28 protein-coding genes are annotated in these 26,087 nt (G+C 64.1%); 12 read left to right on the forward strand and 16 right to left on the reverse strand.

The genetic code is table 11. The annotated features are described in order from the left end of the window. Positions 1-63: 63 nt before the first annotated feature. The 10 genes from IB235_RS03815 to IB235_RS03860 form a co-directional block, all read right to left on the reverse strand. The gene (locus tag IB235_RS03815) at positions 64-846 is read right to left on the reverse strand and encodes a succinate dehydrogenase iron-sulfur subunit (protein WP_155038266.1); all 783 of its coding nucleotides are present in this window, start codon (positions 844-846) and stop codon (positions 64-66) included. A gap of 66 nt (positions 847-912) precedes the next feature. Continuing rightward, positions 913-1,221: a hypothetical protein gene (locus tag IB235_RS03820; protein ID WP_155038267.1), complete on the reverse strand. Its 309-nt coding sequence runs from the start codon at positions 1,219-1,221 to the stop codon at positions 913-915. Next, a complete protein-coding gene (locus IB235_RS03825; RefSeq protein WP_155038268.1) occupies positions 1,221-1,580 on the reverse strand; it encodes a hypothetical protein in 360 nt (119 codons plus the stop codon). The genes IB235_RS03820 and IB235_RS03825 overlap by 1 nt, the downstream gene beginning before the upstream one ends. Next, positions 1,580-3,382 (reverse strand): succinate dehydrogenase flavoprotein subunit, encoded by a 1,803-nt coding sequence (gene sdhA, locus IB235_RS03830; RefSeq protein WP_192335649.1) that lies wholly within the window; start codon positions 3,380-3,382, stop codon positions 1,580-1,582. The genes IB235_RS03825 and sdhA overlap by 1 nt, the downstream gene beginning before the upstream one ends. Before the next feature lie 9 nt (positions 3,383-3,391). Then, positions 3,392-3,781, reverse strand: a complete 390-nt coding sequence (locus tag IB235_RS03835; protein ID WP_155038270.1) for a succinate dehydrogenase, hydrophobic membrane anchor protein — start codon at positions 3,779-3,781, stop codon at positions 3,392-3,394. Positions 3,782-3,795: 14 nt separating this feature from the next. Continuing rightward, positions 3,796-4,188, reverse strand: coding sequence for a succinate dehydrogenase, cytochrome b556 subunit (gene sdhC / locus IB235_RS03840; RefSeq protein WP_155038271.1), 393 nt, complete (start codon positions 4,186-4,188; stop codon positions 3,796-3,798). A 284-nt stretch (positions 4,189-4,472) separates the two neighbouring features. Further along, positions 4,473-4,679 (reverse strand): DUF1737 domain-containing protein, encoded by a 207-nt coding sequence (locus IB235_RS03845; RefSeq protein ID WP_155038272.1) that lies wholly within the window; start codon positions 4,677-4,679, stop codon positions 4,473-4,475. Position 4,680: 1 nt separating this feature from the next. Continuing rightward, entirely contained in the window at positions 4,681-5,232 is a 552-nt protein-coding gene (locus tag IB235_RS03850; protein ID WP_192335651.1) for an NnrU family protein, read from the reverse strand. Positions 5,233-5,274: 42 nt separating this feature from the next. Next, a complete protein-coding gene (locus IB235_RS03855) occupies positions 5,275-6,114 on the reverse strand; it encodes a CoA ester lyase (protein WP_192335653.1) in 840 nt (279 codons plus the stop codon). Positions 6,115-6,187: 73 nt separating this feature from the next. Beyond that, complete coding sequence (locus IB235_RS03860) at positions 6,188-6,922, reverse strand: sulfite exporter TauE/SafE family protein (RefSeq protein WP_155038561.1); 735 nt, start codon at positions 6,920-6,922, stop codon at positions 6,188-6,190. Positions 6,923-7,146: 224 nt separating this feature from the next. On the opposite strand from IB235_RS03860, the gene mdh reads away from it, so the two are divergent. The 10 genes from mdh (at position 7,147) to IB235_RS03910 (ending at position 19,180) form a co-directional block, all read left to right on the forward strand. Continuing rightward, complete coding sequence (gene mdh, locus IB235_RS03865; RefSeq protein WP_155038275.1) at positions 7,147-8,109, forward strand: malate dehydrogenase; 963 nt, start codon at positions 7,147-7,149, stop codon at positions 8,107-8,109. Between the two features lie 252 nt (positions 8,110-8,361). Further along, complete coding sequence (gene sucC / locus IB235_RS03870; protein ID WP_155038276.1) at positions 8,362-9,555, forward strand: ADP-forming succinate--CoA ligase subunit beta; 1,194 nt, start codon at positions 8,362-8,364, stop codon at positions 9,553-9,555. Between the two features lie 6 nt (positions 9,556-9,561). Beyond that, entirely contained in the window at positions 9,562-10,446 is an 885-nt protein-coding gene (gene sucD / locus IB235_RS03875; RefSeq protein ID WP_192335655.1) for a succinate--CoA ligase subunit alpha, read from the forward strand. A gap of 181 nt (positions 10,447-10,627) precedes the next feature. After that, positions 10,628-11,791 (forward strand): glycosyltransferase family 2 protein, encoded by a 1,164-nt coding sequence (locus IB235_RS03880; RefSeq protein WP_192335657.1) that lies wholly within the window; start codon positions 10,628-10,630, stop codon positions 11,789-11,791. A 20-nt stretch (positions 11,792-11,811) separates the two neighbouring features. After that, complete coding sequence (locus IB235_RS03885) at positions 11,812-14,778, forward strand: 2-oxoglutarate dehydrogenase E1 component (RefSeq protein ID WP_155038279.1); 2,967 nt, start codon at positions 11,812-11,814, stop codon at positions 14,776-14,778. 1 nt (position 14,779) lies between these two features. Further along, positions 14,780-16,303 carry a 2-oxoglutarate dehydrogenase complex dihydrolipoyllysine-residue succinyltransferase gene (gene odhB / locus IB235_RS03890; protein WP_155038280.1) on the forward strand — a complete coding sequence of 508 codons (1,524 nt, stop codon included), beginning with the start codon at positions 14,780-14,782 and terminating at the stop codon, positions 16,301-16,303. A gap of 137 nt (positions 16,304-16,440) precedes the next feature. Then, on the forward strand, positions 16,441-16,698 hold the full coding sequence (locus tag IB235_RS03895) for a hypothetical protein (RefSeq protein WP_192335659.1): 258 nt from the start codon (positions 16,441-16,443) through the stop codon (positions 16,696-16,698). Then, entirely contained in the window at positions 16,698-17,090 is a 393-nt protein-coding gene (locus IB235_RS03900; RefSeq protein ID WP_192335661.1) for an MAPEG family protein, read from the forward strand. The genes IB235_RS03895 and IB235_RS03900 overlap by 1 nt, the downstream gene beginning before the upstream one ends. A gap of 46 nt (positions 17,091-17,136) precedes the next feature. Further along, positions 17,137-18,531, forward strand: a complete 1,395-nt coding sequence (gene lpdA, locus IB235_RS03905) for a dihydrolipoyl dehydrogenase (protein ID WP_192335662.1) — start codon at positions 17,137-17,139, stop codon at positions 18,529-18,531. Between the two features lie 154 nt (positions 18,532-18,685). Continuing rightward, a complete protein-coding gene (locus IB235_RS03910; protein WP_192335664.1) occupies positions 18,686-19,180 on the forward strand; it encodes a lytic transglycosylase domain-containing protein in 495 nt (164 codons plus the stop codon). A 53-nt stretch (positions 19,181-19,233) separates the two neighbouring features. On the opposite strand, the gene IB235_RS03915 is transcribed toward IB235_RS03910, so the two are convergent. Both IB235_RS03915 and IB235_RS03920 read right to left on the reverse strand, forming a co-directional pair. Beyond that, positions 19,234-19,674, reverse strand: coding sequence for a GNAT family N-acetyltransferase (locus tag IB235_RS03915; RefSeq protein WP_192335666.1), 441 nt, complete (start codon positions 19,672-19,674; stop codon positions 19,234-19,236). Beyond that, a complete protein-coding gene (locus tag IB235_RS03920) occupies positions 19,671-20,510 on the reverse strand; it encodes a MoxR family ATPase (RefSeq protein ID WP_192335668.1) in 840 nt (279 codons plus the stop codon). Before IB235_RS03920 ends, IB235_RS03915 begins: the two co-directional genes overlap by 4 nt. A 161-nt stretch (positions 20,511-20,671) precedes the next feature. On the opposite strand from IB235_RS03920, the gene dksA reads away from it, so the two are divergent. Together dksA and IB235_RS03930 are read left to right on the forward strand one after the other, a co-directional pair. Continuing rightward, complete coding sequence (dksA, locus tag IB235_RS03925; protein WP_155038287.1) at positions 20,672-21,094, forward strand: RNA polymerase-binding protein DksA; 423 nt, start codon at positions 20,672-20,674, stop codon at positions 21,092-21,094. A gap of 76 nt (positions 21,095-21,170) precedes the next feature. Further along, positions 21,171-22,310 (forward strand): FAD-dependent monooxygenase, encoded by a 1,140-nt coding sequence (locus IB235_RS03930; protein WP_192335670.1) that lies wholly within the window; start codon positions 21,171-21,173, stop codon positions 22,308-22,310. Here the strand turns inward: IB235_RS03930 and glmM are convergent. The 4 genes from glmM to IB235_RS03950 all read right to left on the reverse strand — a co-directional run bounded on the left by glmM (position 22,307) and on the right by IB235_RS03950 (position 26,000). Continuing rightward, positions 22,307-23,650 (reverse strand): phosphoglucosamine mutase, encoded by a 1,344-nt coding sequence (gene glmM, locus IB235_RS03935; RefSeq protein WP_192335672.1) that lies wholly within the window; start codon positions 23,648-23,650, stop codon positions 22,307-22,309. The genes IB235_RS03930 and glmM overlap by 4 nt on opposite strands. After that, positions 23,647-24,621: a dihydropteroate synthase gene (gene folP, locus IB235_RS03940; protein WP_192335674.1), complete on the reverse strand. Its 975-nt coding sequence runs from the start codon at positions 24,619-24,621 to the stop codon at positions 23,647-23,649. The genes glmM and folP overlap by 4 nt, the downstream gene beginning before the upstream one ends. Positions 24,622-24,665: 44 nt before the next feature. Continuing rightward, positions 24,666-25,448 carry a dihydroneopterin aldolase gene (locus tag IB235_RS03945; protein ID WP_192335676.1) on the reverse strand — a complete coding sequence of 261 codons (783 nt, stop codon included), beginning with the start codon at positions 25,446-25,448 and terminating at the stop codon, positions 24,666-24,668. Positions 25,449-25,517: 69 nt separating this feature from the next. After that, entirely contained in the window at positions 25,518-26,000 is a 483-nt protein-coding gene (locus IB235_RS03950; RefSeq protein ID WP_155038292.1) for a cell wall hydrolase, read from the reverse strand. Between the last annotated feature and the right edge of the window lie 87 nt (positions 26,001-26,087).

Raw genomic sequence — 26,087 nt, forward strand, 5'->3', positions numbered from 1 at the left:
TCCAGTGCGGCGCCGCGATTTCCTGGGCAATTGGCCGCATAGCGGCCATGCCCTGATGGCAAATCAGACGATGCGATCGACCATCATGTGCTTGATCGAAGCAATTGCCTTGGCCGGGTTCAGACCCTTCGGGCAAGTGTTCGTGCAGTTCATGATCGTGTGGCAGCGATAGAGCTTGAAGGGATCTTCCAGCGCATCCAGACGCTCACCGGTCGCTTCATCGCGCGAATCGATGATCCAGCGATAGGCGTGCAGAAGCGCCGCTGGCCCGAGGTAACGGTCGCCGTTCCACCAGTAGCTGGGGCACGAGGTCGAGCAGGACGCGCACATGACGCATTCATACAGACCGTCCAGCTTCTTGCGGTCCTCGATCGACTGGCGCCATTCCTTGTCCGGGGTCGGCGTCTCGGTGATCAGATAGGGGTTCACCGAGGCGTGCTGGGCATAGAAATGGGTCAGGTCCGGGATCAGGTCCTTGACCACCGGCATATGCGGCAGCGGATAGATGTTCACGTCCTTGCCGGTCACTTCGTCGATGCCAAAGATACAGGCCAGACGGTTGCCGCCGTCGATGTTCATCGCGCAGGAGCCGCAGATCCCCTCGCGGCAGGACCGGCGGAAGGTCAGGGTCGGGTCGATCTCATTCTTGATCTTGATCAGCGCGTCCAGAACCATCGGGCCGCATTTATCGAGATCGATGAAATAGGTGTCGATGCGGGGGTTTTCCCCGGTATCCGGGTCCCAGCGGTAGATATTGAAGCGGCGAACGTTCTTGGCGCCTTCGGGCTTGGGCCAGGTCTTGCCGACCCGCATGCGGCTGTTCTTGGGAAGGGTAAGTTGGACCATTGGGTAACTCCTGGTGGTCAGACCGCCGTCATGCGGTAGGCTGGGTAGCATGGCTGAGGGGCGACATCACGCGCTCCAGCCCGGTTGTTCTTGTAGCGGCCGCTTAGGCGGCTGGCCCGAGCGGCGACGGACACAGGCGTCGAACACCTCGGCGGGATCGCGCCCGTAAAGGTAATCCGACGAAACCTCGAAGCCGACATAGCCGCTGCGATAGCCGCCCGATCCCAACCCCAGACCGATCTCGGTGCGGGGTCCGGTGGCGTCGCGGGCGGCCTGAAGGCAGTTCCGCTCGGCCTGTTCGACCGGCACCGGCGCGCAGGCGGCCATCCCCAGAAAGCCGGGGATCAGGGCCATCAGCGCGCCGCGCCCTGCCATCAGGCGGCCGTCTTGGCCGCGGCTGCCGCACCCGCGATGCATTGCGTCGTCGAGGGACGGCTGACGATCGAGGCCACCGCATCGCTGGCCCCGGTCGCGCCCGAATCCGCGATGCCGGCCAGTTCGGCCGTGGTCGCGTTCTGGATCACGCAATCGGTATAGGGCGCGACATTCGCACCCGGCAGGCGCTTGGCCATCTCGCGGTTGATGACGACGCGCGCATTCGAGCGCACGGCCGCATCGGGCGCGGGTTTCGGCGGCTGGACCTGCGGCACGGGTGCCGGCGCGGTCGTCGGGCCTTGCACCACGCAGCCCGAAAGGGCCAGCGCGGCAACGGTCAGGACAAGAGGAAGACGCATCAATAAACCCTCGCTTTGGGTGCGATTTTTTTCAAATCGATCCCGCCTTCCTCGGCCGTGGTCAGAGGCTCGAGATGGACGGGGCGATAGGCCAGTCTAACATCGTTGCCTTCGATCCACGCAAGCGAGTGCTTGCGCCAGTTGGCATCATCCCGCTCGGGCCAGTCCTCATGGGCATGGGCGCCGCGGCTTTCCTTACGTGCCTCGGCGCCGACGATGGTCGCCAACGCGTTCGGCATCAGGTTGGTCAGTTCCAGCGTTTCCATCAGGTCGCTGTTCCAGATCAGGCTGCGGTCGGTGACCTTCAGGTCATCCATCTTGGCGGCGATGACCTTCATCTTCTCCATGCCCTCGGCCAGCGTGGCGTCGGTGCGGAAGACGGCGGCATCGGCCTGCATGGTCTTTTGCATCTCCAGACGCAGCTCGGCGGTCGAAATCGAACCGTTCGCGTTACGGATGCGGTCGAAGCGGTCCAGCGCCTTGTCGACCGATTCCGTATTGGTGACCGGGATCGGCGAGTCGCGGTCGACAACCTGACCGGCGCGGATCGCGGCGGCGCGGCCAAAGACCACTAGGTCGATCAGCGAGTTCGAGCCCAGACGGTTCGCCCCATGCACCGAAGCGCAACCGGCCTCGCCCACAGCCATCAGGCCAGGGAAGGTCGCGTCCGGAGCATCCTCGGTCGGGTTCAGCACCTCGCCCCAGTAGTTGGTCGGGATGCCGCCCATGTTGTAGTGAACGGTCGGCAGGATCGGGATCGGCTCGCGCGTCACGTCGACGCCAGCAAAGATCTTGGCCGATTCCGAGATGCCCGGCAGACGCTCGGCCAGGCTTTCCGGCGGCAGGTGCATCAGGTTCAGGAACATGTGGTCCTTGTGCTCGCCCACGCCGCGGCCTTCGCGGATTTCCATGGTGATGCAGCGCGACACCACATCGCGCGAGGCCAGATCCTTGTAGGTCGGCGCATAGCGTTCCATGAAACGCTCGCCTTCCGAGTTGGTCAGGTAGCCGCCTTCGCCGCGGGCACCCTCGGTGATCAGGCAGCCCGAGCCATAGATGCCGGTCGGGTGGAATTGCACGAATTCCATGTCCTGCAGCGGCAGGCCGGCGCGGGCCACCATGCCGCCACCGTCGCCGGTGCAGGTATGGGCCGAGGTGGCGCTGAAATAGGCGCGGCCATAGCCGCCGGTGGCCAGAACGACCATCTTGGCGTTGAAGACATGCATCGTGCCGTCATCAAGCTTCCAGCAGACGACGCCGGTGCATTTGCCATCGGTGATGATCAGGTCCAGCGCGAAGTATTCGATGAAGAACTCGGCTTTTTCCTTCAGCGACTGGCCATACAGCGTGTGCAGGATGGCGTGGCCAGTGCGGTCGGCGGCAGCACAGGTGCGCTGCACCGGCGGGCCTTCACCGTATTCGGTGGTGTGGCCGCCGAAGGGACGCTGGTAGATCTTGCCCTCTTCGGTGCGCGAGAAGGGCACGCCGTAATGCTCAAGCTCGTAGACGGCCTTGGGGGCCTCACGCGCCAGATACTCCATGGCGTCGGTATCGCCCAGCCAGTCCGAGCCCTTGACGGTGTCATACATGTGCCACTGCCAGCTGTCCGGGCCCATGTTCGACAGCGAGGCGGCAATGCCGCCCTGTGCCGCGACGGTATGCGAACGGGTCGGGAAGACCTTGGTCACGCAAGCCGTGCGCAGGCCCTGTTCGGCCATGCCCAGCGTCGCGCGCAGACCAGCCCCACCGGCGCCCACGACGACGACATCATATTCGTGCGTTTCGTATTTATAAGCAGCCATTGGGGAACCTCAAAGCACGACGATCGCGCCCAGGCCCATGCGGGCCAGCGCGTAAACGGCGGTGGCGATGACCGCCCAGCCGAAGATGACGGAAAGGATGATGGCGCCCTTGCGCACCCCACCCTGGAAGTAGTCGTCGATCATGATGCGCGTGCCCTTGATGAAGTGCAGCATGCCCACGATGACGAAAAGACCGGTGATCAGCGCCGGGAAGGGACGGGCGAAATAGGCCAGAACCAGTTCGCGCGGCAGACCGATGGCGCGGGCGATGGTGATCATGAACAGCGGCGTCAGGATCAGCAGCGCGACGGCGGTAACCGTCATCGCCCAGTGATGCTGGGTGCCTTCATGGGCCGAACCAAGGCCTTGGGCGGATTTGCGGGGGGTGATGTAACGCATGGTGCCGCCTTTCCTCAGAACGCGAAGAAAATGATCAGGGTCAGCACGGCCAGCACAACCGAGCCAGCGATGATCGCCTGACTGGATTTTTGCGCCTGCTCGATCTCAAGACCGTAACCCGCGTCATAGAACATGTGACGCAGACCGGCGAGCAGGTGGTACCACAGTGCCCACATCGAGCCGGTCAGGATGATGAAGCCCAGCCAGGACCGCACCAGCCAGTCGACGCAGGCGAAAGCGCCCGGCGAGGCCACGGCGGCGGCAAGCCACCAGACGATCAGCACGATGCCGGCAACCAGCGCATGACCGGTGATCCGGGTCATGATCGAGGTGACGGCGGCGAGTGGCAGGCGGTAAACCTGCAGATGGGGTGACAGCGGCCGGTTGCCCCGGTTGACGTCAGCCATGATGCGCTCTCCTGCGTTCAGGGGCCCAAGCTCGCGCGGCGGCTGGCGGCAAGGGCTGGCCGAGAAATTGGCTCTGCTTCTAGTCGTTTTGCCGTCACTGTCACGGGACGAAGCCGACGGAAAGGGGGATATTCACGAAAAATTGCGGTTTGTGATCACGCTGTTGCCGCCCGTGATCACAGCGGACAAGTACCTCTGCGGCTGGTTGCGGTATCAGTGACGGAGCGGAAACTTCACGCGGAAACCTGAGCGATTCCATCACGCAAAGCGCCACCCCCTGCGGGTCACTGCTGGCCCAGCTTCATCTCGGGGTGATAATCATCCGCGATTTCCTTGGTCACAGCCTGCGCGCAGCGCATGACGCCGCGCGCCGCGTCGAAGGCGATCGAGGGCGCGCCATGCAGTTCCCAGCCCTTGGACAATGCCGCGCTGACCTTGTGGCAGAATTCCGACGTGTCATCCTCGGTCAGCAGGCGGTAAATCTTGGGCATGTCAGCCTCCGAATGGGTTGTAGCCAAGCCCGCGATGGACCAGCCCCACCACCAGCATGACGATGACGGCCCCAACCACCGCCATGATTTCCTTTTTCACCGGGAAGGGTCCGGCGGGCGGGGTCCAGCCCGGCTCGGCCCGGTTGATAGCCGCCATTTCCGCCAAGGCCCAGAGCAGCAACCCACCGAACAGGATGAAACTGGGCAGGTCGCCATTGGGCAGCAGATGGGCAAAGGCCCATAGCGCAAAGCCGGTCAGCTGAGGATGGCGCAGGCTGCGGGTGATGCGGGTCTTCATCCCCGCCGCCGCGAACAGATAGAATGCCGCCAGCACCAGCAGGTTGTTGATGCCCTTCAGGGGGGCGCTCGCACCCCACCAATAGGGACCGTCGCTCATCCGGTAGCCAAGGATCATCAGCAGGACCGAGGCGATCAGCGCCGCCGTCACCAGCCGCTTGCCCTTTTCGCCCATGCCGGCACGGGTTCCTGGGGCGGCGCGCTTGAACAGGTGCGCGCCCCACCACAGGGCCACGCCAAGGATCAGGATCAACATCTGGCTATTCCCTTGCTGGATGCGTTTGCGGGCAGGTTGGCGTCAGGCCGTCATTTTGGCAATCGCCTCGGCCTTGGCCAAGGTGGCGCGGGCGGTCACGACATGCAGATTCTCGACAATGCGGCCGTCCAGAACGGCGACGCCCAGACCCTGTGCGGCGGCCTGCTCATGCGCGGCGATCTGGCGGCGGGCCAGATCGATCTCGGCCTCGGACGGGCCAAAGACCGCGTTGGCTATGGAAAGCTGGGCGGGATGGATCAGGGTCTTGCCGTCAAAACCCATGTCGCGGCCCTGCTCGCATTCGGCGCGCAGGCCCTCGTCATCCTTGAAGGCATTGAAGACGCCATCGACGATGATACGCCCATGTGCGCGGGCTGCCAGCAAGCACAGGCCCAGACCCGCCATCATCGGCAGCCGGTCGGCCCGGAAACGGGCGTTCAGCTCCTTGGCCAGATCATTCGTGCCCATGACCATGCCCTGCAGCCGGGGATGGGCGGCAATCTGTGCCGCGTTCAGCATGCCCGCGGCGGTTTCCAACATCGCCCATAGCGGCGTGTCGGGGATCAGGGCCGCGACCTCATCCAGATCCTCGGGACGCGACACCTTGGGGACCAGCACCGCATCGGCCCCGGCCGCGAAGGCGCGGGCGTCATCGGCACCCCACGCGCTGTCCAGACCGTTGATCCGCACGATGCGCAGCCGCCCGCCGTAATCCTGCCGCAAAGCCTGCGCCAGCAGCGCCCGCGCGGCGGGCTTTTCGGCAGGCGTCACTGCATCCTCAAGATCGAAGATGATCGCATCCGCAAGCAGGCTGCGCGCCTTATCCATCGCACGGGCATTTGCGGCGGGTATATAAAGGACTGAGCGGCAGGGTCGGGTCATCGTTACCTCGGGTCGGATGTCGTGGGCGACGCTGACGGCAAAGCGGTCGAATCGCAAGCCTTGGCCGGGCGCGTCACAGCGCCACCCAGATCAGCCGCAGCGATACAAGGATCAGCGCCCAGGTGATGAACTTGTAGAATACGGTCGAGGGCATGCGCCGGATGATCCACAACCCGCAGATCACGCCGATCACCCCCGGCACCATCAGCACTGCCGCCACCGACAGGTTATGCAGCGAAAGCTGGCCAAGAAAGGCATAGGGGACCAGCTTGACCGCATTGCAGATGGCGAAAAAGATCGTCGTCGTACCGGCAAAGACCATAGGCTCCAGCCGCAACGGCTGAGCATAGACCTGATAGGGCGGCGCGCCGGAATGCGACACAAAGCTGGTATAGCCCGAAAGCAGCCCCCAGAAGGTGCCGCGCCCCATGTCGGGCGCACGGCCAAGCCCCAGATGCGCAGGACGCAGCAGCGCGTTCAGCGCAAAGACCAGCCCGATCACCCCGATGATCAGACCGACAAAACTGTCATCGACCAGATGCGCCGTAGCCCAACCCAGCCCGATCCCTGCCACGGCGCCGGGCAGCAGCGTCGCCAGCACCCGCCGGTCAAAGCTGCGGCGAAAGGCGATCAGCCCGCCGATATCTGACGCTATATAGACAGGTAGCAATATCCCCGCCGCCTGCACCGGCGACATGACCAGCGACATCAGCGGGACCGAGATCACCCCCACCATCGCCAGTCCGCCCTTGGCCAGCCCGACCGCAAAGGCCGCGACGATTCCCAAGACCCAGCCCCAGACATCCAGTCCCATTGCGCATGCTCCCTGCCCCGTTGCCGGACTAGGCCATGGCTGGACGCGATGCAATGCGCAGGACCCTTGCGGCCTGCTATCGCTAACCTGCTGGGAAAGCAGGCGGGACCCTGCCGGATCACGGTGAAATATGCAGGATTTGACGGGCAAGGCTTGCGAATTGCCAAGCAAGGGAATACGCCACCGCGCGAACCAATCATGGAAATCGGAGGTTTACCATGGCCCGACCCAAGATCGCTCTCATCGGCGCAGGTCAGATCGGCGGCACGCTGGCGCACCTGGCCGCGATGAAGGAACTGGGCGACGTCGTCCTGTTCGACATCGCCGAGGGCACGCCTCAGGGCAAGGCACTGGACATCGCGCAGTCGGGCCCGTCCGAAGGCTTCGACGCCGTGATGAAGGGCGCCAATGACTATGCCGATATCGCCGGTGCCGATGTCTGCATCGTGACCGCTGGCGTTCCGCGCAAGCCGGGCATGTCGCGCGACGATCTTCTGGGCATCAACCTCAAGGTCATGAAATCGGTCGGCGAAGGCATTGCCAAGCACGCTCCGAACGCCTTCGTGATCTGCATCACCAACCCGCTGGACGCGATGGTCTGGGCTCTGCGCGAGTTCTCGGGCCTGCCGCATGAGAAAGTCGTCGGCATGGCCGGCGTGCTGGACTCGGCGCGTTTCCGTCACTTCCTGTCGCTGGAATTCGGCGTCTCGATGCGCGACGTCACCGCCTTCGTTCTGGGCGGCCACGGCGACACGATGGTCCCGCTGGCCCGTTACTCGACCGTTGGCGGCATCCCGCTGCCGGATCTGGTCTCGATGGGCTGGACCAGCCAAGAGAAACTGGACTCGATCGTCCAGCGCACCCGCGACGGCGGTGCCGAGATCGTTGGCCTGCTGAAAACCGGCTCGGCCTTCTACGCTCCGGCGACCTCGGCCATCGAGATGGCGGAAGCCTATCTGAAAGACCAGAAGCGCGTCCTGCCCTGCGCGGCCTATGTGGACGGCGCTTACGGCCTGAACGGTCTTTATGTCGGCGTCCCGACCGTGATCGGTGCCAACGGCATCGAGAAGGTCATCGACATCAAGCTGAACAAGGACGAGCAGGCGATGTTCGACAAATCGGTCGACGCCGTCAAAGGTCTGGTCGCCGCTTGCAAAGGCATCGACGGCTCGCTGGCCTGATCCGACGCCAGTCGTACAAGATGAAAACCCCGCGGCATCCTGCCGCGGGGTTTTTTCGTCCCTTTCGCACAGAGTCGCGACGCGTCGGACATGCTTGCGTTAACAATGGAAATATTTGCGATCACAGCCAGAATGAGTGTGATCACAAACCGCCGAAACAAGCGGATTTTACCGCCCGCACGGCCCTAATCGCTTTAGAGCACCATCCGAATGTGCAAAAAGCCCGCCAACCGATAATTGCGGGGAAGTAGCATGAACATCCACGAATACCAGGCCAAGGCGCTGCTGCGCCATTACGGCGCGCCGGTTTCCGACGGCCGCATCGTGATGAAGGCCGACGAGGCCAAAACGGCAGCTGGCGAGCTCGACGGGCCGCTTTGGGTCGTCAAAGCCCAGATCCATGCCGGCGGTCGCGGCAAGGGCCACTTCAAGGAAGCCGAAGCTGGCGAAAAGGGCGGTGTCCGCCTGGCCAAGTCGGTTGAAGAGGCCGAAGAGCTGACCCGCCAGATGCTGGGCCGCACGCTGGTCACGCACCAGACGGGCGACGCTGGCAAGCAAGTCAACCGCATCTACATCGAAGACGGCAGCGACATCGAGCGCGAGCTGTATCTGGCGCTGCTGGTTGACCGTCAGACTTCGCGCGTGTCGTTCGTCGCCTCGACAGAAGGCGGCATGGACATCGAGGAAGTCGCTGCCCACACTCCGGAAAAGATCGTGAGCTTCTCGGTCGATCCGGCTTCGGGTCTGTCGGATTTCCACGGCCGCCGCGTTGCCTTCGCGCTGGGTCTGACCGGTGGTCAGGTCAAGCAATGCGTGGCGCTGGTCAAAAACCTGTATCGCATGTTCATCGAAAAAGACATGGAGATGCTGGAGATCAACCCGCTGATCGTCACGCCCGAAGGCAACATCAAGTGCCTCGACGCGAAGATGGGCTTTGACAACAACGCCCTCTACCGCCAGCCCGACGTCATGGCGCTGCGCGACGAGACCGAAGAAGATCCGAAAGAACTGGCCGCCTCGAAGTTCGACCTGAACTACATCGCGCTGGACGGTGAAATCGGCTGCATGGTGAACGGCGCCGGTCTGGCCATGGCCACCATGGACATCATCAAGCTGTTCGGCGCCGAGCCGGCCAACTTCCTTGATGTCGGCGGCGGCGCGACCAAGGAAAAGGTCACCGAGGCGTTCAAGATCATCACCTCGGACCCGAACGTCAAAGGCATTCTGGTCAACATCTTCGGCGGCATCATGCGCTGCGACATCATCGCGGAAGGCATCATCGCCGCCGTGAAGGAAGTCGGCCTGCAGGTTCCGCTGGTCGTCCGCCTTGAAGGCACCAACGTCGAGCTGGGCAAAGAGATCATCTCGAAATCCGGCCTGAACGTGATCGCCGCCGACGACCTGTCGGACGCCGCTCAGAAAATTGTCAAAGCGGTGAAGGGGTAATTTTCCATGGCCGTTCTCGTAGATAAAAACACCAAAGTCATCTGTCAGGGCATCACCGGCTCGCAGGGGACCTTCCACACCGAACAGGCGATCGCTTACGGCACCAAGATGGTCGGCGGCGTCACCCCCGGCAAAGGCGGCTCCGAGCATCTGGGTCTGCCGGTCTACAACTCGGTCCACGAGGCCGTGGCGAAAACCGGCGCGAATGCGACCGCGATCTATGTCCCGCCGCCCTTCGCGGCTGACTCGATCCTGGAAGCCATCGACGCGCAGGTTCCGCTGATCGTCGCCATCACCGAGGGCATCCCGGTTCTGGACATGATGCGTGTGAAACGTGCCCTGCAGGGTTCGAACTCGCTGCTGATCGGCCCGAACTGCCCCGGCATCATGACCCCGGACGAATGCAAGATCGGCATCATGCCGGGCAGCATCTTCCGCCGCGGTTCGGTGGGCGTGGTCTCGCGCTCGGGCACGCTGACCTATGAAGCCGTGAAACAGACCTCGGATGTCGGCCTCGGCCAGTCCTCGGCTGTCGGCATCGGCGGCGACCCGATCAAGGGCATGGAGCATATCGACGTGCTGCGCATGTTCCTCGACGACCCGGAAACCGAGTCGATCATCATGATCGGCGAGATCGGTGGTTCGGCCGAAGAAGAAGCCGCCGAGTTCCTGGCCGAGCAGAAGCGCAAGGGTCGCTGGAAACCGACCGCCGGTTTCATCGCAGGCCGCACCGCGCCGAAGGGCCGTCGCATGGGCCATGCTGGCGCCATCGTCGCCGGTGGTAAGGGTGATGCGGAATCGAAGATCGAGGCCATGAAATCGGCCGGGATCATCGTTGCCGACAGCCCCGCCGGTCTGGGCGAAGCCGTTCTGAAGGCCATCGGCCGGTAACGTCTTCGTAAGACTTTTGACTTAGATGCAGCCCCTACCTACCTTGGGGCTGCGTCGAACCCCTTTCAGCAGGTGTCAGATTGCTCGTTCGTCCTTGCCAGACAGCTCGCATCACCCCGACCGGTTCCGGCCGGCGACCGGGCATGACCTGCGCCAACGCCTCCGGCCAGCGGAGCGCGGCATGAGCATGCAACCCCCTCCTCCGCCGCCGGAGCCAGACCAGTCGGCGGCCCGGAACTGGGCGCTTTGCGTCTCGACCTACAACCGGGCGGCAATGCTGCGCGACTGCGTGCGTCATGCGCTGGCCTCGGACCTGCCCCCCGCGGAAATCGTCATCGTCGATGCCAGCACGAGCTGGCAGGACAACCGCGCGATGATCGAAGCCGCCATCGCCGAGGCAGGCGGCTGCCCGCTGCGCTATGAACCGGCGCGGCGCAAATCCCTGACCGTGCAGCGCAACCAGGCGATTGCTCTGGCCGGGGCGGATATCCTGTTCCTCATCGACGACGACGCCATGCTGCACCCGGCCTGCGCGCGCCGTATCGTCGAATATTACCGCGCCGATGCGGATGCTCATGTCGTCGCCATCTCGGCTTGCAACACGCCCGCCGAATTCGTGCCTGCTGATGTGCAGGCGCTGAAGCAAACCAACCGCGCCGGCGATCTGGTCAAGGGCCGCCCGGCTCCTGTCCAGCGCGCGATCGACTTCGCGCTGCGCCATCTGCTGATGATCCCCGCCGATCAGCGCTTCGTCACCTATGACCGGCCTGACCAGCGCTGGCAGGGCGACGCTCGCCTGTCCGAGGGGCTGGCCCGCGTCGATTTCATCGTCGGCTTTGCCCTGACCCTGCGCCGCAGCATCGCTCTGCGCGAACCTTTCGACGAAGGGCTGGTCGGCAGCGCCATCGCCGAGGATCTGGACGCGAGCTATCGCTTTGGCCGCCACGGCATGCTGGCCTTTGCGCCCGATGCCCCGATCCATCACCTCGAAGCGGCGGCGGGCCGCGACAAGCGCCGGGTGAACACCGCGCTGGCGCTGCTCAATATCGGCTATTTTGTCCGCCGCAATTCGACCCGGCAGGGCCGCGACCTTGCGCGTTACGCGCTGTGGTACCTGCGCATGCTGCTGGCCGAGATCCCCAAGGATCTGGCTGGGCGGCGCTGGAGCATGCCGCAGGTCCGCGGCGCGCTTCTGGCCGGACGCAAGATCCCCGCCCTGCTGCGCCAGTCACGCGACGGCCTGCAGGACTGGTACGAGAATTTTCAGATGCAGCTGATGACCGAGACGACTTCCGGTCACGGCCCGAACCACGCGACCGCCCGTGATCAAGGCGTGAACGGATAGAATCCCCGGAGGCAATCCACATGAACGATCAATCCCCCAACGCAACATTCCACGATTCCAGCTTCCTTCAGGGCCAGAACGCGGTCTATGTCGAGCAGCTCTACGGCCAATGGGCCAAGAACCCGGCTGCCGTCGACGCAGCCTGGGACGAATTCTTCCGCAGCCTTGGCGATGACGAAACCACCGTCACCCGCGAAGCCAAGGGTGCCAGCTGGCGCCGCGCCGACTGGCCGCCGGCCCCCACCGACGAGATGACCTCGGCGCTGACCGGCGAATGGCCGATGCTGCCCAAGGCCGAGGCGAAAGCCGCGCTGGACAAGATCGCCGCGAAAGCCGGCGAAAAGGGCGTGCAACTGTCGGACGACGTGCTGAAGCGCGCCGTTCTGGACAGCATCCGCGCCATCATGCTGATCCGCGCCTTCCGCATCCGCGGTCACCTGCATGCGCAGCTTGACCCGCTGGGGATGCGCGAAGTTCCCGATCATGGCGAACTGAATCCGGAAACCTACGGCTTCACCGCCGCCGACATGGACCGCCCGATCTTCATCGACAACGTGCTGGGTCTGCAGATCGCCTCGATCCGCCAGATCACCGATCTGATGAAGCGCACCTATTGCGGCACTTTCGCCATCCAGTTCATGCATATCTCGAACCCCGAGGAAGCTGCTTGGCTGAAAGAGCGGATCGAGGGTTACGGCAAGGAAATCGCCTTCACCCGCGAAGGCCGCCGCGCCATCCTGAACAAGCTGGTCGAGGCCGAGGGCTTCGAAAAGTTCCTGCATGTCAAATACATGGGCACCAAGCGCTTCGGTCTGGACGGTGGCGAAGCCCTGATCCCGGCGATGGAGCAGATCATCAAGCGCGGCGGTGCGCTTGGCGTGAAGGATGTCGTGATCGGCATGCCCCACCGTGGCCGCCTGTCGGTTCTGGCCAATGTGATGAACAAGCCCTACCGCGCAATCTTCCACGAATTCCAGGGCGGCAGCTACAAGCCCGATGACGTGGACGGCTCGGGCGACGTGAAATACCACCTCGGTGCCTCGTCGGACCGCACCTTCGACGACAATACCGTGCACCTGTCGCTGACCGCGAACCCCTCGCACCTCGAGGCCGTGAACCCGGTCGTGCTGGGCAAGGTCCGCGCGAAACAGGACCAGCTGTCGGATCAGGTGCATCGTCAGGCCGTGCTGCCGATCCTGCTGCATGGCGACGCGGCCTTCGCCGGTCAGGGCGTCGTCGCGGAATGCTTCCAGCTTTCGGGCATTCGCGGCCACCGCACCGGCGGCACGATGCATATCGTGGTGAACAACCAGATCGGCTTCACCACCGCGCCGCATTTCTCGCGCACCTCGCCCTATTGCACCGATATCGCGCTGATGGTCGAAGCACCGATCTTCCACGTGAACGGTGACGATCCCGAGGCCGTGGTCCATGCCGCGCGCGTCGCGACCGAGTTCCGCCAGAAGTTCCACAAGGACGTGGTTCTGGACATCATCTGCTACCGCCGCTTCGGTCACAACGAAGGCGACGAGCCGATGTTCACCAACCCGGCGATGTACAAGACCATCAAGGGTCACAAGACCACGCTGCAGCTTTACACCGACCGCCTTGTCGCCGACGGCCTTGTCCCCGAGGGCGAGATCGAGGAAATGAAGGCCGCCTTCCAGGCGCACCTGAACGAAGAGTTCGAGGTCGGCAAGAACTTCAAGCCGAACAAGGCCGACTGGCTGGACGGCAAGTGGTCGGGCCTTGAGATCGAGGGTGCGGAATACAATGCCGGTGCCACCGGTATCGCGCCGGAAACCATGGCCGAGATCGGCACCGCGCTGACCCGCGCCCCGGAAGGCTTCGAACTGCACAAGACGGTTGGCCGTCTGCTGGAGACCAAGAAGCAGATGTTCGAGACCGGTGAGGGCTTCGACTGGGCGACCGGTGAAGCGCTGGCCTTCAGCTCGCTGCTGGTCGAGGGCCATCCGGTCCGTCTGGCTGGTCAGGACTCGACCCGCGGCACCTTCTCGCAGCGCCATTCGGGCATTGTCGATCAGGTCACCGAAGAGCGTTACTACCCGATGAACCACATCCGTGGCGGTCAGGCCCGCTACGAGGTCATCGACTCGATGCTGTCGGAATACGCGGTTCTGGGCTTCGAATACGGCTACTCGCTGGCCGAGCCGAACACCCTGACCCTATGGGAAGCCCAGTTCGGCGACTTCGCCAACGGCGCACAGATCATGTTCGACCAGTTCATCAACTCGGGCGAAAAGAAATGGCTGCGCATGTCGGGTCTGGTGATGCTGATGCCGCATGGTTACGAAGGCCAAGGCCCCGAGCACAGCTCGGCCCGGCTTGAGCGCTGGCTGCAGATGTCGGCCGAGGACAACTGGATCGTCGCCAACTGCACGACACCGGCGAACTACTTCCACATCCTGCGTCGTCAGCTGAAGCGTCCGTTCCGCAAGCCGCTGGTTCTGATGACCCCGAAATCGCTGCTGCGTCACCCGCTGGCGATCTCGAAGGCCGAGGAGTTCCAGACCGGCTCGAACTTCCACCGCGTGTTGTGGGACGATGCGGAACGCGGCCGTTCGGCGCTGACGCTGAAGCCCGATGCGCAGATCAAGCGCGTCGTGATCTGCTCGGGCAAGGTCTATTACGACCTGCTGGCCGCCCGCGATGCCGCCGGGGCCGACGATGTCTACCTGATGCGTCTGGAACAGTTCTATCCGTTCCCGGCTCAGGCGATGTCGAAGGAACTGGAGCGCTTCAAGGACGCCGAGATCGTCTGGTGCCAGGAAGAGCCCAAGAACATGGGCGGCTGGACCTTTGTCGAGCCGAACATCGAATGGGTCCTGAACCGCATCGGTGCCAAGCATTCGCGTCCGCGATATGTCGGCCGCGCCGCAGCCGCCTCGCCCGCCACGGGCCTTGCCTCGCGCCACAAGGCCGAGCAGGAATCGCTGGTGAACGAAGCCATCACCGTCGGGTCGTAAGATGGCTGTGGAACTGCGCGTCCCCACTCTTGGGGAATCGGTCTCCGAGGCAACCGTGGCCACCTGGTTCAAGAAACCGGGTGACACGGTCGCCGTGGACGAAATGCTGTGCGAGCTGGAAACCGACAAGGTGACGGTCGAAGTGCCGTCGCCCGTCGCAGGCAAGCTGGCCGAAATCATCGCCGCTGAAGGCGAGACGGTCACGCCGAACGCCCTGCTTGCCCAGATCATGGAGGTCGGCAACGCCGGCCCCGAGGAAATGTTGCCCAAGGCAGAAACGGGCACCAAGCCCCAGGAAGGACAGAAAAACATGAGCGGAAAATCCGTCGACGTCATGGTGCCCACGCTGGGCGAGAGCGTCACCGAAGCAACCGTGGCGACCTGGTTCAAGAAGGTCGGCGATACCGTCGCGCAGGACGAGATGCTGTGCGAGCTGGAAACCGACAAGGTTTCAGTCGAGGTCCCCTCGCCCGTCGCAGGCGTTCTGGCCGAGATCCTGGCCCCGGAAGGCGAGACCGTTGATGCGGTGGCCAAGCTGGCCGTGATCACCGAAGGCGCTGTCGGTGCCGCCCCGGCCAAGGCTGATGCGCCGAAAGCCGCTGCCCCGGCAGCCGCTCCGGCTAAATCGGGTGCCGATGTCGAGGATGCCCCCTCGGCCAAGAAAGCCATGGCCGAAGCCGGTCTGTCGCGCGACGCCGTCACCGGCACCGGCCGCGATGGCCGCGTGATGAAGGAAGACGTGGCCCGCGCCGCTGCTGCCCCGGTCGCTTCGGCTGCCCCGGCCCCGGCTGCCGCGCCGCGCGCGCCTTCCTCGGCTCAGGATGCGGCCCGCGAAGAGCGCGTCAAGATGACCCGCCTGCGCGCCACCATCGCCCGCCGCCTGAAGGACGCGCAGAACACCGCCGCCATGCTGACCACCTATAATGAGGTGGACATGTCGGGCGTGATGAACCTGCGCAACACCTACAAGGACCAGTTCGAGAAGAAGCACAAAGTGAAGCTTGGCTTCATGTCCTTCTTCGTGAAGGCCTGCGTTCACGCGCTGAAAGAGGTCCCGGAAGTCAACGCCGAGATCGACGGCGGCGATGTCGTCTACAAGCATTTCGTCCATATGGGCGTGGCTGTCGGCACCCCGAACGGTCTGGTGGTTCCGGTCGTGCGCGATGCCGACCAGAAGAGCTTCGCCCAGATCGAGAAGGAAATTGCCGAACTCGGTGCCAAGGGCCGTGACGGCAAGCTGACCATGGCGGAAATGCAAGGCGGCACCTTCACCATCTCGAATGGTGGCGTCTACGGCTCGCTGATGTCCTCGCCGATCCTGAACCCGCCGCAATCGGGCATTCTGGGCATGCACAAGATCCAGGACCGCCCGGTCGTCGTCGACGGTCAGATCGTCATCCGCCCGATGATGTATCTGGCGCTGAGCTATGATCACCGCATCGTTGACGGCAAGGGCGCCGTGACCTTCCTCGTGCGCATCAAGGAAGCGCTGGAAGATCCCCGCCGCCTGCTGATGGATCTCTGATCCGGTCCTGCGGAACATGACGGCGCGCAGTCCCGGTTTCGGGGCTGCGCAACTCTTTCCGGTCTGGTCCGTTGAACCGCGACGGACCGCCCGTTTTCGCCAAAGGCGGCTTCCGACCGCAACGCAGGAGTGAAGCCATGACCCAGATGATCGCCCATTACAAAGTCGCCGATTACGCCCGCTTCCGCACCGCCTTCGACGCGGATGCCGAGGATCGTGGCAATAACGGGTTGTCGCTGCTGCAGCTTTGGCGTGAAAGCGATACCGCAGCCTGGGCGCTTTTTCAGGTTGGGGATGCCCTGCGGGCGCGGGCCTATCTGGACGGCGCGGCCGGGGTTTTCAACAGTCAGGCCGGGGTTTCGGCCACCGAGTTCCACTTTGTCGAGACCGCCTGATGTCAGCTGAAACCACCGCCCTTGCCCTTGCCGCACTTTTGCAGGCCGTCCAGATCGGATTGGCTGGCGCCTCGATGAACCGCGATGCCGGCGTCGAGTGGAACACCAGCCCCCGTGACCAGCAGCCCGAATTCTCGGCCCGGACGGGACGGCTGCGCCGCGCGGTCGACAACCATTTCGAAGGGCTGATCCTGTTCACCATCGCCGTCCTTCTGGTGGCGCTGACCGATACCGACAGTCTGCTGACGGCGCTTTGCGCATGGATCTACCTGCTGGCGCGCGTGCTTTACATTCCCGCCTATGCCCTTGGTTGGTCGCCATGGCGATCGCTGATCTGGGCCATGGGCTTCCTGGCCACCCTGGTGATGATCGTCACCACCCTATTCTCATGAACCGACCCGGCGCGGACAGTCGCGCCGATGATGCAAGGAGTCCTGAATGTCCACCTATGACCTGATCGTGATCGGTGCCGGCCCCGGCGGCTATGTCTGTGCCATCCGCGCTGCCCAGCTGGGCCTGAAGGTCGCCTGCGTCGAGGGCCGCGAAACGCTTGGCGGTACCTGCCTGAACGTGGGCTGTATCCCGTCCAAGGCGCTGCTTCACGCCAGCCACATGCTGCATGAAACCCATGAAAACTTCGCCAAGATGGGCCTGATGAACGCCCATGTCGATGTCGACTGGGCCAAGATGCAGTCCTACAAGACCGAGACCGTCGGCGGGAACACCAAGGGCATCGAGTTCCTGTTCAAGAAGAACAAGATCGACTGGATCAAGGGCTGGGCCGAGATCGAAGCCGCGGGCCGCGTCAAGGTCGGCGATACCGTGTATGAAACCAAGAACATCGTCATCGCCTCGGGTTCCGAGCCCTCGACCCTGAAGGGTGTCGAGGTCGACAACGCGGCTGGCATCGTGGTCGATTCGACCGGCACGCTGGCTCTGCCCAAGATCCCGAAATCCATGGTCGTGATCGGCGCAGGCGTCATCGGTCTGGAACTGGGCTCGGTCTATGCGCGTCTTGGCGCGGAAGTGACCGTGGTCGAATTCCTCGATGTCATCACCCCCGGCATGGACGGCGAAGTCCAGAAGCAGTTCCAGAAGCTGCTGACCAAGCAGGGCATGAAATTCGTCATGGGCGCCGCCGTTTCGGGCACCACCGTCGATAACGGCGCGGCGAAAGTCACCTACAAGCTGCGCAAGGATGACAGCGAGCATGTGATCGAGGCCGAGACTGTTCTGGTCGCCACCGGCCGCCGTCCCTATGTCTCGGGCCTTGGTCTGGACAAGCTGGGCGTGGCGCTGACCGATCGCGGCTTCGTTGCCGTCGATGATCACTGGCAGACCAGCGTCCCCGGCGTCTATGCGATCGGCGACGCGGTTCCCGGTCCGATGCTGGCCCACAAGGCCGAGGATGAGGGCATGGCCGTCGCCGAAGTCGTCGCGGGCAAGCATGGTCATGTGAACTATTCGGTCATTCCGGGGGTGATCTACACCTCGCCGGAAGTGGCTTCGGTCGGCCTGACCGAAGAAGCCGCCAAGGAATCGGGCCGCAAGGTCAAGACCGGCAAGTTCCCCTTCATGGGCAACGCCCGTGCCAAGGCGCTGTTCCAGGCGGACGGCTTCGTCAAGATGATCGTGGACGCGGAAACCGACCGGGTTCTGGGCTGCCACATCATCGGCCCGAATGCCGGCGAGATGATTCACGAAGTCTGCGTGGCGATGGAATTCGGTGCCTCGGCGCAGGATATCGCGCTGACCTGCCATGCCCACCCGACCTGCTCGGAAGCGGTGCGCGAGGCAGCGCTTGCCTGCGGCGGCGGCGCGATTCACGCCTGATTTCGCGATTTCGGCGAAATATCACCGGATCGGCCACTTGCGGGTGGCGAGATTCTGCCGATGGGCCGCCCCTGACCGGGCGGCCCTTATCTTATTGTTTCCCTGAAGGGGAACCCCGTGTCTAACTCTGCCCAACCAAAAACCGAGGGCAGTCATGAAATCTCTGATCAGTCTCGTCATGCTGGGCGGCGTTCTTGCGCTGAGCGCATGCGGTGACAATTCGGTCGATCCTGACCGCCGCTATCTGGTCGCGCCCCGCGCCTCGCAGGCGGAAACCACCCGCCTGCACGCCAATGAAACGCCGGAGCTGCGCCGGCTGATCAACAAATATTCGGCCGAGTATCAGGTTCCCCCGGAACTGATCCATCGCATCATCATCCGCGAATCGCATCACCGCCCCGGCGCCCGCAACGGCCCCTATTACGGGCTGATGCAGATCCTGCCCGCCACCGCGCGCGGCATGGGCTATCGCGGTCCGGCTGGTGGTCTGCTGGATGCCGAAACCAACCTGAAATACGGCGTCAAATACCTGCGCGGTGCCTATCTGGTCGGCGGCGGCAATCACGACGCCGCAGTGAAATGGTATTCGCGCGGCTATTACTTCGAGGCCAAGCGCAAGGGTCTGTTGGAAGAAACCGGCCTGCGCTGACAAGGACTCCCCCGGAACGGAAACAGGCGGCCCATCGGGCCGCCTGTTTCCGTTCATACCTTGCGGTTGTAGCGGATGAAGGGGGACTTCACCGCCACCCGGTCGTAAAGCATCCGGCCCGCATAATTGTCCTCGGCCGTCAGCCAATAGACCGCCGGAACGCCCGCCTTATCGGCCGCGGCATAGACCTGCTCGATCAGCCCCCGCGCAACACCCTTGCCCCGTGCCTCGGGGGCGGTGAACAGATCCTGCAGATAGCAGACACCTTCGTCCCGCCACAGGTTCGGGTGAAAGACGTAATGGACAAGGCCCAGAAGCTGGCCGTCCACGTCCGCGACAAAGCCATGAAAGTCCCGCGCATCATCGGCCATCAACCGGGCAAAGGCCTTGTCGTAGAACTCGGCGGGACGTTCGTGAAAGCCGTAAAAGGCCTGATAGCCCTGATACAGCTGCTGCCAGCCCGCGCGATCCTCGGGACGCAGTTTGCGGATCATCTCTGCCTCCTCGCCATAAAGGCCAGGCGTTCGAACAGGGCCACATCCTGTTCATTCTTCAGCAATGCGCCATGCAGCTTGGGCAGCATCTCGCCCGCCGGACGCTTCAGGTCCTCGGGCGACAGATCCTCGGCCAGGATCAGTTTCAGCCAGTCCAGCAATTCGCTGGTCGAGGGCTTCTTCTTCAGCCCCTGCACCTCGCGCAGTTCCAGAAACTGGGTCAGCGCCTCATCCAACAGGCGCGGCTTCAGGTTCGGGAAATGCACATCGACGATCTTCTTCAGCGTCTCGGCATCGGGGAAGCGGATGTAGTGAAAGAAGCAGCGGCGCAGGAAGGCGTCCGGCAGTTCCTTTTCATTGTTCGAGGTGATGATGACGACAGGCCGGTGGCGGGCGCGAATCGTCTGACCGGTCTCGTAGACATGGAACTCCATCCGGTCGAGTTCCTGCAAAAGGTCGTTCGGAAACTCGATATCGGCCTTGTCGATCTCATCGATCAGCAACACGATCTTGGCATCTGCCTCAAAGGCCTGCCACAGCTTGCCCTTGCGGATGTAGTTGCCGATGTCATGGACCCGCGCCTCCCCCAGCTGGCTGTCGCGCAGGCGCGAAACCGCGTCATATTCATACAGCCCCTGCTGGGCGCGGGTCGTCGATTTGACGTTCCATTCGAGGATCGGCAGGCCAAGGCTTTGCGCCACCTGCCGGGCCAGTTCGGTCTTGCCGGTCCCCGGTTCACCCTTGACCAGCAGCGGACGTTCCAGCGTGATCGCCGCATTCACCGCGACCGTCAGATCCGGGGGGGCTACATATGACTCTGTCGAGGAAAACCGCATCCGCCTGTCCTTTGCGCAACATCCAGAAGCCTAGGGGGCAGGGCGTGTCTTCGCAACCGCAGCATGCATTCCTGCCGGAAAGGCCTAGTGACAAAGGCCCTACCATACTTTATGGGGGCCGCAAGGAGCTGGCATACAGGCGCCCGGCTCCCGGAGGACCTATGAAAGCCCAGACCTTTCTGCCCGAAGACTATCGCCCCGCCGAAGATGAACCCTTCATGAATGAGCGGCAGCTTGAGTATTTCCGCCGCAAGTTGATCGCCTGGAAGCAAGAGCTTCTGGATCAATCGGCTGAAACGCTCGAAGGACTGCAGGAAAGCGCACGCAACGTGCCCGATCTTGCGGACCGCGCCTCGGAGGAGACCGACCGCTCACTGGAACTTCGGACCCGCGATCGTCAACGCAAACTCGTCAACAAGATCGATGCAGCCCTGCGCAGGATCGAGACCGGCGACTACGGCTACTGCGAAAAAACCGGAGAGCCGATCAGTCTGAAGCGACTCGATGCCCGACCTACAGCGACCATGACGCTGGAAGCGCAGGAAAAGCACGAACGCAAGGAACGCGTCTACCGCGACGATTGACGAAACCGCACCCCCGAGTCCCGGCGGTGTCCGACGCCGCCGGAAGGGCGGTTTTTTTATGCCTGGGGAAACTGCCATGCCCGGTTCACTGAACCTGTCGGTGACCATTGTCGGCGCGGGAATCGCCGGCCTGACGGCGGCCTGCGCGCTGGCGCATCGCGGTGCCTCGGTGCGCGTTCTGGAACGCGCAGGGGCGATCCGCGAGGTCGGTGCCGGCCTGCAGATTTCCCCGAACGCCGTGCGGGTGATCGATGCGCTTGGCCTGTGGTCACGGTTCGAATCGATCAGCCTGCCCTCGACCCGCGTGGAGTTGCGCGACTCGGGCGGGGCGCTGGTCGCGCCGCTGGATCTGGCGCGCCACCGCCCGCATGACCGCTTCCGCTTTGTCCACCGCGCCCGGCTCGTCGAGATGCTGGAAACCGCCGCCCTTGAGGCCGGGGTCCGCATCGAGTTGGGCCATGACATTCGCACCCTGCCCACCGATTGCGATCTGGTGATTGGCGCGGATGGCGTGAAAAGCCGCATCCGCCCGCTGCTGAACGGGTTCGAGTCGCCCTTTTTCACCGGTCAATCGGCTTGGCGGGCGCTGATCCCCTCGGAACCAGACGCCCCCCCTGTCGCGCAGGTCTTCATGGGACCGGGGCGGCATCTGGTCAGCTATCCGCTGGCCGGAGGATTGCGCAATATCGTGGCGGTGATGGAGCGTCCCGACTGGCAGGACGAGGGCTGGTCCCAGCCCGGAGATCCGCAGGATCTGCGCGCGGCCTTTGCCCGCTTTGGCGACCCGGTTGGCGGCTGGCTGGAGCAGATCGATGAAGTCGGCCTGTGGGGACTGTTCCGCCATCCTGTCGCCACGCATTGGTTCCGCCCGGCCGGCCACGAACCGGCGGTGGCGCTGATCGGCGACGCCGCCCATCCGACCCTGCCCTTCATGGCGCAGGGCGCGGTCATGGCGATCGAGGATGCCTGGGTGCTGGCGGCCTGCCTGAACCGCAAGGATCTGACTGCCTCGCTGTCCCGGTTCCAGAGCCTGCGCCGCCCACGTTGCCAGCGCATTGTCGATGCGGCCAATGCCAATGCCCGCAACTATCACCTGACCGGCCCGGCCCGCACCGTCGCCCATGCCGGGCTGCGGATGATTTCCAGCATCGCGCCCGGCCAGTTGATCGGGCGCTTTGCCTGGCTTTACGACTACGATCCGACGAAGGTGGCCTAGGCCGCCTTCTCGACCGCCGCGACGATGCCCTCGACGACCTCGCGCAGGGCGATTTCGTCCTCGGCCTCGGCCATGACGCGGATCAGCGGCTCGGTGCCGGATTTGCGGATCAACACGCGACCCGAGCCGTTCAGCCGTGCCTCGGCCCGGGCGATCTCGGCCTTGACGGCTTCGGTCGACAGCGGATCGGCCCCGGCAGCATAGCGCACATTCTTCAGCATCTGCGGGACCGGGTCGAATTGCGCGACCAGCTCGGACGCCTTGCGGCCGCTATCGGACAGGGCGGCAAGGAATTGCAGGCCCGCGATCAGCCCGTCGCCGGTGGTCGCGTAATCGGTCATCACGATATGGCCCGACTGCTCGCCACCCAGATTGAAGCCCTCGGCCCGCATGCGTTCGACCACATAGCGGTCGCCGACGGCAGTGCGTTCCAGCCGCAGGCCGCGCCCTTGCAGGAAACGTTCCAGACCAAGGTTCGACATCACCGTCGCGACCAGCGCGCCGCCACGCAGCCGACCCTGTTCGGCCCAGCGTCCGGCCAGCAGCGCCATGATCTGGTCGCCATCGGCCACCTGGCCCTTTTCGTCGATGATCATCACCCGGTCGGCATCGCCGTCCAGACTGATGCCCAGATCCGCGCCATGTTCCAGCACCGCGCGGGCGCAGGCCTCGGGATGGGTGGACCCCACGCCATCGTTGATGTTGTGGCCGTTCGGGGTGACGCCCAGCGGAATGACCTCGGCCCCCAATTCCCACAGCACATCGGGTGCGGCGCGATAGGCGGCGCCATTGGCGCAATCGACCACGACCTTCAGCCCGTCCAGCCGGTGCCCGGCCGGGAAGGTGGTCTTGGCATATTCGACATAGCGTCCGCGCCCGTCATCGATCCGCTTGGCACGGCCGATATTCTGCGGCTGGGCCGGGGCGATGTCACCGGCGACGATGGCCTCGATTTCGGCCTCGGCCTCATCGGACAGCTTGAACCCGTCGGGGCCAAAGAACTTGATGCCGTTATCCGCCGCCGGGTTATGGCTGGCCGAGATCATGATGCCGACATCCGCCCGCATCGAGCGGGTCAGGAAGCCCACCGCCGGCGTGGGCACCGGCCCCAGCAGCAGCACATTCATGCCCGTCGAGGTCAGACCCGCGGTCAGCGCGTTTTCCAGCATATAGCCCGACAGCCGGGTATCCTTGCCGATGACGACGCGGTGGTGATCCTCGCCCTTGCGACGGAAATAGCGACCGGCAGCCGCGCCAAGACGCAGCGCCATTTCGGCGGTCATGGGGTAGCTGTTCGCCCGGCCCCGGACACCGTCGGTGCCGAAAAGTTTCCTGCTCATTTGTCCCCTCCGGTCACAGCCTGCCATAGGGCCAGACCCTGCCTTGTTGTTTCCACGTCATGGACGCGGTGGATTTGTATGCCCTGCGCGACCCCGGCCAATGTCACCGCCAGCGACCCGGCCGCCCGGTCCACCGCCCTCTCGACCCCAGCCACGCTGCCAATGAAACGCTTGCGCGAGACACCCAGCAGCACAGCGCAGCCCAGCCCGTGAAACAGCGAGATCCGCCGCAGGATGGCCAGATTATGCGCTTCGGTCTTGCCAAAACCAATGCCCGGATCGACGACGATCCGGTCGCGGGGGATTCCCGCCGCTTCAGCGCGTGCGATCCGCTGCGCCAGCGCGTCATAGACATCCAGCAGCACGTCGCCGTAGCTTGGATTGTCCTGCATCGTCGATGGGATGCCCTGCGCATGCATCAGGCAGACCGGCAGGCCCGAATCCGCCACCACCCGCGCCATGTCGGGATCGAAATCAAAGCCCGACACGTCATTGACCAGCCCTGCCCCGGCCTTGATCGCGGCCTGCGCCACCTGCGCTTTGCGCGTATCGACCGAGATCCCGGCCAAGCCCCGCATCGCCGCAATCACCGGGACGACCCGGTCGATTTCCTGCGGCACGGGCACGTCCTGCGCACCGGGACGGGTCGATTCCCCGCCGATATCCAGAATCTCGGCCCCTTCGGCCAACAGCGCGCGGGCATGAGACACGCCATCATAGCTGCCACCGTCCGAGAAACTGTCGGGCGTCGCATTGACGATGCCCATGATCCGCGGCCGGTCCATCGCCAGCCCCAGAACCGGGGCGCGCGGCGTGGTCAGCGCGTCCATGACCTCGTCGGAGGCAGTGTCAGTAATGCGCGCGGCCTCGCCCCGGCGCAGGATTTCGAATTGCGAAAAACGCACCCAGCCGCCGGCAAGCTGCCAGCGGCCATGTTCGGCGGGAATGGGGCGGTAATAGGTCTGGCTCATCATGTCCGTTCGCTTGGGCCGGTTGGTCCCGCGCGACCCGCGGGCTACAGGCGGCCCGTCGTCACGTGAAACATCGCCGGCAGTTCCGGCAGGGGCTCTCCCTCGGGCAGCGCCCAGTCAAGGCGGTTGGCCCCCAGCTTGTCGGCCAGCCAGATCGCCAGCGCATGCGGTTGCGGCGACAGGCGCGGCACGTCGCGCGTCATCCGCGCGGGGGCCCAGACCACGGCGCGCGCCTCGGCCGCGGCCCAATCCAGTTCGGTCCGGCTGTCGGCCACGGTCAGACCCAGCTTGCCCGCTAGAGCCCATGCCGCCTGATCCAGCGCCAGCAATGCGATCTCGCGGTCGTTGCCCCCCTGCGGGACGGGCAGACCCGGCGCGTCAGGAACAAGGACGACCGCGCCACTCGGCAGGTCGATCCCGGTCCCGTGAAAGATTACGCGGACGGGCGCTGCGGCATCCGCCGCCTTGACGCGGCCCTGCCTGCGCACCAGCGTGATGCCAAGCGCGCCGGGTACCCGGTCCAGCTTCTCGACCGAGACCTGAACCTGCGCAGCACGCGGATGGGACAGAACCTGCGCTGCGATCCGTTCGCCCACCGTCTCCAGCAGGTCATAGCGCCGGTCGGCCAGCACTGTGGCCACCGCCCCGGTCAGCACGTCATAGCTGAGGATGCGGTCCACCTCGTCATCGACGCCGGTGACATGGGCGCGCAGTTCCACATCGATATTGAAACGCAGCCGCTGAGGATGGCCCCTCTCGGTCTGGAAGGCGCCGATTTCCGCCGAGATGACGTAATCGCGCAAGTGGATGCGGTCGGGCTGGTCCATGGGGTGCATTTCACAGGAAAACGGCCCCGCCGCAAGGGACGGGGCCGTCACAGATCCGGTAGAATTAGATCAGTTCGAGGCCAGACGGCGATCCGAACGATAGAAGGTGTGGCTGCCGATGCGGGTCGTGCGCTCGAACTTGCGCGACCACGAGGGTTTCACGCCGCCAGTGTGGAAATAGGTCGCGCCATTGGTCAGGTTGCGCGGTGCGCCCTGCAGGGCGGCTTTCGCGATCTTCTGGGCGCGGTTGAAGGCGCCCTGCTCGCGGATGCGGCTTTTCTTGTAGGTGAACTGGCCCTTCTGGTTCACGACGCCGCAGACCGATTTGGGGAACTTCGGATGATCTACGCGGTTGAGTATGACCTCGGCCACGGCTTGCTGGCCTTTGTGGCCTTCGCCACGAGCTTCGAAATACAGGGCTTCGGACAGGCATTGCAGATCCGAAGTCTTGGGCGATTTGGTATCGGCGGTCGCCGGAGCGGCAACAACAGCAGGGGTTGCAAGGGCTACACACAGGGAAACGCGCGCCAGCCACGACATGATTGTCGACATGGTGATCCCGTTAAATGGATCCGGCTCACTGTCCGGTCGGTTACGTTCTCGGGCCGTTTTGGCCCCCTTCTCGCGACTCAGAGACCA

The organism is Paracoccus sp. PAR01 (assembly GCF_014851995.1).
Classification (GTDB): domain Bacteria; phylum Pseudomonadota; class Alphaproteobacteria; order Rhodobacterales; family Rhodobacteraceae; genus Paracoccus; species Paracoccus litorisediminis.

Bases quoted from the DNA above. Each gene is read 5' to 3' on its own strand.
- IB235_RS03835 (WP_155038270.1), bottom strand. From the start codon at position 3,781: ATGCGTTACATCACCCCCCGCAAATCCGCCCAAGGCCTTGGTTCGGCC.
- IB235_RS03815 (WP_155038266.1), bottom strand. From the start codon at position 846: ATGGTCCAACTTACCCTTCCCAAGAACAGCCGCATGCGGGTCGGCAAG.
- mdh (WP_155038275.1), top strand. From the start codon at position 7,147: ATGGCCCGACCCAAGATCGCTCTCATCGGCGCAGGTCAGATCGGCGGC.
- sucC (WP_155038276.1), top strand. From the start codon at position 8,362: ATGAACATCCACGAATACCAGGCCAAGGCGCTGCTGCGCCATTACGGC.
- IB235_RS03820 (WP_155038267.1), bottom strand. From the start codon at position 1,221: ATGGCAGGGCGCGGCGCGCTGATGGCCCTGATCCCCGGCTTTCTGGGG.
- odhB (WP_155038280.1), top strand. From the start codon at position 14,780: ATGGCTGTGGAACTGCGCGTCCCCACTCTTGGGGAATCGGTCTCCGAG.
- sdhA (WP_192335649.1), bottom strand. From the start codon at position 3,382: ATGGCTGCTTATAAATACGAAACGCACGAATATGATGTCGTCGTCGTG.
- sucD (WP_192335655.1), top strand. From the start codon at position 9,562: ATGGCCGTTCTCGTAGATAAAAACACCAAAGTCATCTGTCAGGGCATC.
- folP (WP_192335674.1), bottom strand. From the start codon at position 24,621: ATGAGCCAGACCTATTACCGCCCCATTCCCGCCGAACATGGCCGCTGG.
- IB235_RS03915 (WP_192335666.1), bottom strand. From the start codon at position 19,674: ATGATCCGCAAACTGCGTCCCGAGGATCGCGCGGGCTGGCAGCAGCTG.
- IB235_RS03950 (WP_155038292.1), bottom strand. From the start codon at position 26,000: ATGTCGACAATCATGTCGTGGCTGGCGCGCGTTTCCCTGTGTGTAGCC.
- sdhC (WP_155038271.1), bottom strand. From the start codon at position 4,188: ATGGCTGACGTCAACCGGGGCAACCGGCCGCTGTCACCCCATCTGCAG.
- IB235_RS03930 (WP_192335670.1), top strand. From the start codon at position 21,171: ATGCCCGGTTCACTGAACCTGTCGGTGACCATTGTCGGCGCGGGAATC.
- IB235_RS03900 (WP_192335661.1), top strand. From the start codon at position 16,698: ATGTCAGCTGAAACCACCGCCCTTGCCCTTGCCGCACTTTTGCAGGCC.
- IB235_RS03855 (WP_192335653.1), bottom strand. From the start codon at position 6,114: ATGACCCGACCCTGCCGCTCAGTCCTTTATATACCCGCCGCAAATGCC.
- lpdA (WP_192335662.1), top strand. From the start codon at position 17,137: ATGTCCACCTATGACCTGATCGTGATCGGTGCCGGCCCCGGCGGCTAT.
- IB235_RS03895 (WP_192335659.1), top strand. From the start codon at position 16,441: ATGACCCAGATGATCGCCCATTACAAAGTCGCCGATTACGCCCGCTTC.
- IB235_RS03845 (WP_155038272.1), bottom strand. From the start codon at position 4,679: ATGCCCAAGATTTACCGCCTGCTGACCGAGGATGACACGTCGGAATTC.
- IB235_RS03910 (WP_192335664.1), top strand. From the start codon at position 18,686: ATGAAATCTCTGATCAGTCTCGTCATGCTGGGCGGCGTTCTTGCGCTG.
- dksA (WP_155038287.1), top strand. From the start codon at position 20,672: ATGAAAGCCCAGACCTTTCTGCCCGAAGACTATCGCCCCGCCGAAGAT.
- IB235_RS03945 (WP_192335676.1), bottom strand. From the start codon at position 25,448: ATGGACCAGCCCGACCGCATCCACTTGCGCGATTACGTCATCTCGGCG.
- IB235_RS03920 (WP_192335668.1), bottom strand. From the start codon at position 20,510: ATGCGGTTTTCCTCGACAGAGTCATATGTAGCCCCCCCGGATCTGACG.
- IB235_RS03885 (WP_155038279.1), top strand. From the start codon at position 11,812: ATGAACGATCAATCCCCCAACGCAACATTCCACGATTCCAGCTTCCTT.
- IB235_RS03850 (WP_192335651.1), bottom strand. From the start codon at position 5,232: ATGTTGATCCTGATCCTTGGCGTGGCCCTGTGGTGGGGCGCGCACCTG.
- IB235_RS03825 (WP_155038268.1), bottom strand. From the start codon at position 1,580: ATGCGTCTTCCTCTTGTCCTGACCGTTGCCGCGCTGGCCCTTTCGGGC.
- IB235_RS03880 (WP_192335657.1), top strand. From the start codon at position 10,628: ATGAGCATGCAACCCCCTCCTCCGCCGCCGGAGCCAGACCAGTCGGCG.
- glmM (WP_192335672.1), bottom strand. From the start codon at position 23,650: ATGAGCAGGAAACTTTTCGGCACCGACGGTGTCCGGGGCCGGGCGAAC.